General features: G+C 38.9%; 1 protein-coding gene. It reads right to left on the bottom strand.

Annotation, left to right across the window (positions count from 1 at the left end):
• Positions 1 to 4,452: NHL domain-containing protein (locus tag OB69_RS17920; RefSeq protein WP_157608632.1), on the bottom strand; the 4,452-nt coding region annotated here is incomplete at both ends.

The raw sequence follows: 4,452 nt of genomic DNA, 5'->3' as shown, positions 1-4,452 counted from the left end.
ATCAATTTTTCTTATAATAGATCCGTCCAAAACATACTTGATTCCACTTGAATCATCAATAAGAATCTTATTCGGCTCTCCAAAAGATGACTCTGATAAAGTACCATTTATTCGGGTGCCATCAGACACAACAGATAGGGTAGTTACATTCCCATTTGGAGATACCTTTCTTATGGTTTTTGACCCGAGTTCTCCTAAATACAAGTCCCCATTGTTATCAATACTTAATCTGGTTAGAAATGAAAATGAAGCTTCTTGCCCTATACCGTCAACAGTACTGTTATCTCCTGATCCTGCCAAGGTAGAGACCATATTATTACTATCTTTTGAAAGATTCAACCATTCTGGCCCTTCTTCTAACGTTAGACTTACAGCGTCTTTATCTGGATCAGACACCTCAACAAAATACTCGTAAAGCTCATTTTCATTAACCTCTGTAACAGGCGTTGAAGTAAAAACAGGTGCTTCGTTATCTGCATTTGTTACTGAAATGGTAACTGTGAAGTTTGCGGAGTTATCTAAAGCATCAATAGCCAATACTTCTAATACATATGAATTATTCGTATCACTATCTTGAGGGTTTTCAAAATCTGGAGATACTTTAAAAGTTACTTCTCCAGTAGTTTCATTCACATCAAAAAGTCCTTCATCGTTACTTGCACCCAATGCATAAGTAATTGAACTGTAGTCTGTTGCAGCAATTATATAGGCTGTACCTATTTCATTTTCTGTAAATGTAGCTGTAGAGGCTGAAGTAAATACAGGAGGAGTAGCATCTAATACTTCAACTGAAAAAGACTGCACATCTGTTTCACCATTAGAATTTCTTGATTTTAAACTGACATTGTGAATTCCTACCTTATTTAGAGGGTTACCAACCAGTGTGTGGTCTTTTAGTGATACTCTTCTGATAAAATTATTAGAACTTTCTGTGATAAATAAATCACCTTTTGAATCAATAACAACACCATGAGGTTCATTAAAGGATGCACTTAACCCTTCTCCATCAGTATTTCCGTTTTGATTAGAACCAGCAATAGTAGTTACCTGTCCATCTGGAGTAATTTTTCTTACATATCGCTGATCGGTAATGTAGATATTGAATTTTTCGTCAATAGCCATTCCAAATGGTGAATAAAATGCAGCCTCTGCACCAAGGCCATCAATAACTGACCTTGTGGATGACCCTGCTAATGTTGAGACATTGCCTTGTGGGTTAATCTTCCTAATGCGGTGATTATCATAATCTGAAACATATATGTTCCCGTTCAAATCAACCGTAATCCCCGTAAGTTGTGAGAATTGAGCGATAGTCCCATCACCATCTACATAACCTGAGTCACCATTGCCTGCTATTGTAGAAACGACTCCTTCAGGACTAATCTTTCTCACTCGGTAGTTACTTTGATCCGTAACGTAAATGTTATCATTTGAATCAATGGCTAATTCTGTGGGACGACTAAATTGAGCAGAAGTACCCTGTCCATCCATATAGCCCCTTTGACCATTACCGGCAAAAGTACTTACCTCACCTGAAAGACTGATTTTTCTGACGGCATGATTCTCTCTATCAGCCACATATAGATTTCCATGACTGTCTATAACAATACTACTCGGTTCATTAAAAGTGGCTTCTGAAGCTGTACCATCAACATAACCTATAGCACCAGTGCCGGCAATTGTGCTTACATGTCCTGAATTAGAAACTTTTCTTATCACATGATTGAATAGGTCTGTCACATAAAGATTGTCGTCTTCATCTCTCGTTATGCCCAGCGGAATATTAAATGTAGCGCTCAGTAATGCACCATTATCCTGACCAACTTCACCAGAACCTGCATATTTTGTTACAGCATTCTTACCAATTAGCGTCATCCAATCAGGTAATGTCTCTGCTTCAAGCGTATAGCTGACATTACTCAGGCTTTCTATTGAAATCCCATATACATACTGGATTGATTCCTTAACTGAGGTAACGGGAGTAGATATGATTACCGGTGTTTCATCAGTGTCAGTCACTGATATTGTCACTAATTGGCTTACCTCATTCACTCCATCACTGGCCTTAACTCTGATGACATAAGCATTATCGGTATCCCCATCAGTTGGAGCTTCGAAGTCAGGGATAGTTTTAAACGTAACAGCATCCCCTACTAAATCAAATAAACCTTCGTCATTACCTACACCTAAGCTATAGGTGACATCATTGGCATCAGTTGCTGTAATGGTATAGGCTATACCAGTTCCATTTTCAACAAAAGTAGATGAAGTAGACGAAGTGAAGACGGGTGGTATTATATCAATCACTGTAATAGTAAACGACTGAGTATTAGAACCGTCATCTGAATCAGATGCCTTTAATTCCACTTCAAAATCTCCCGTTATACCCAAAGGTGTACCAGATAGACTTGATGTTTGAGCTATTTTTCTAATTCTGTGGGTATTCCTATCCGCCACGTAAATGGCACCATCTGGAGCTACTGTTAAGCCCCCCGGTGAACTGAAATTTGTATTGGTCCCAATACCGTCAAGGAATGTCCCATACTCTGACCCAGCTATTGTAGAAACCACGCCCTCAGGTGATATTTTCCTTATACTATGTGCATCCGATACATAAATAACATTATTGGCATCAATTGTTATTCCCGACAGTGCTTTAAACGAAGCTTGAGCCCCTGTTCCATCCTCGATTTTAGACAGCCCCGATCCAGCAAAGCTAGATACCACTCCCTCAGAAGTTATTTTTCTGATTCTATAATTATATTGGTCCAGAACGAATATGTTCCCATGACTGTCAATTGCAAGATCAATAGGCCCATTAAAAGTTGCTTCTACACCAATTCCATTCGAGAAACCATAATTTCCAGAGCCAGCTATAGTGCTAACATCTCCAGAGGGAGTAATCTTTCTAATACGGTGATCCAAATGATCAGCTACATAAATATTCCCAACATCATCAATAGTAATACCTGAGGGAAAAACAAAAGAAGCAGAAGTACCATTACCATCTGCATATGAATTATTACCTGAGCCGGCAAAAGTACTCACCTCCCCACTTGGTGTAACTTTTCTAATTAAGCCATTTCCTGTATCCGCCACATAAAGATTACCCGAGTCATCCATGACCAACCCATTAGGGGACCTAAATGAAGCTATTTCTCCATTGCCATTGGTACTACCAATCGACCCAGATCCAGCAAGTGTGGTAACTCCCCCATTTGTACCAATCTTTCTAACCCTCCTGATATTCTCTTCCAGCACATAGAAATTACCATTTGCGTCCATGACTATATCAATAGGCCCATCAAATTCTGCCACTAGTCTTTGACCTTCAATATTTCCACGACCAGAACCTGCAAAGGTAGTTACCTGCAGCTTGTCATTCTTTAATTCAAGCCAATCTGGGCCTGACTCTAATGAAAGCTCAACTTTGTCATTATCTGGATCATCCGTAATAATAGAGTATTCATAAAACTGGTCACTATTAACAGAAATAATAGGCTCTGACACAAAAACTGGTGCTTTACTTTCAAAAGCATCAGTTACATTAATCAAAATAGTTTGGCTATCGGTTCTATCCCCTTCTTGAGCAGTAATTGTGACCTCATAAACATTGTCCTTGTTACTGTCAACAGGGAATTCAAAATCTGGATTTAATCTAAAGGTTAATTCACCAGTGGTACTGTTAAGTAATATATAATAAGAATCGGGACCAGACTTGGTATAATAAATATCGAAGCCCTCTTCTATTCCGCCTGCAACAACCTTTGTAATTAAAGTGGAGTTTTCTTCTACGCTTACCGAAGCACTTTCTCCTCCACCGTCACTAGTAATAATAGGGTCGTTCTCATTTAAATTTTTGACTGTTAGATTAACTAAAAGGCTAGTGCTATTTTCAGCCTCATCTGTTGCTATAAGTTCAATCACGTATACATTGTCTCCATCAGAGTCATGCGGGTTTTCAAAGTCAGGGGATTTATTGAAATAAACTGCATTGGTATACTGTCCGTTCATATTGAACAATGACTCATCATGTGCATTTCCTAATGAAAATGTTACTTGAGTTTCATCATTAACACCAGCTGCGTATGCGTATGAAGTGATAGGAATATTCTCATTCAATTGATAATTGGCTGGTGAGTTAAATACTGGAGACGTAATATCCACTTTAATCGAAAAAGCCTGTTCTTTCACCCCATTTTTGGTATCCTCGGCTTGTAATACAATATCCACAATGCCATCACTCGGGTTGGCCGTTCCACTCAGTAGGAAATCTTCCTCCAATGTGATTTTTCTGATTCTATTTAGAGAGGTCGAAACATAAACATTATCGTTGGAGTCTACAGTCAATCCAATTGGACCCCAGATACCTGCCTCCAGCGCATTACCATCAGAGTAGTCCCACTGTCCGTTGCCTGCAATGGTTGTAACATCTCCCGAACTGGTGATTTT

It is taken from the genome of Roseivirga seohaensis subsp. aquiponti (assembly GCF_001267955.1).
GTDB classification, from domain to species: Bacteria; Bacteroidota; Bacteroidia; order Cytophagales; family Cyclobacteriaceae; genus Roseivirga; species Roseivirga seohaensis.
This window is presented reverse-complemented; position numbering and strand designations above follow the sequence as displayed.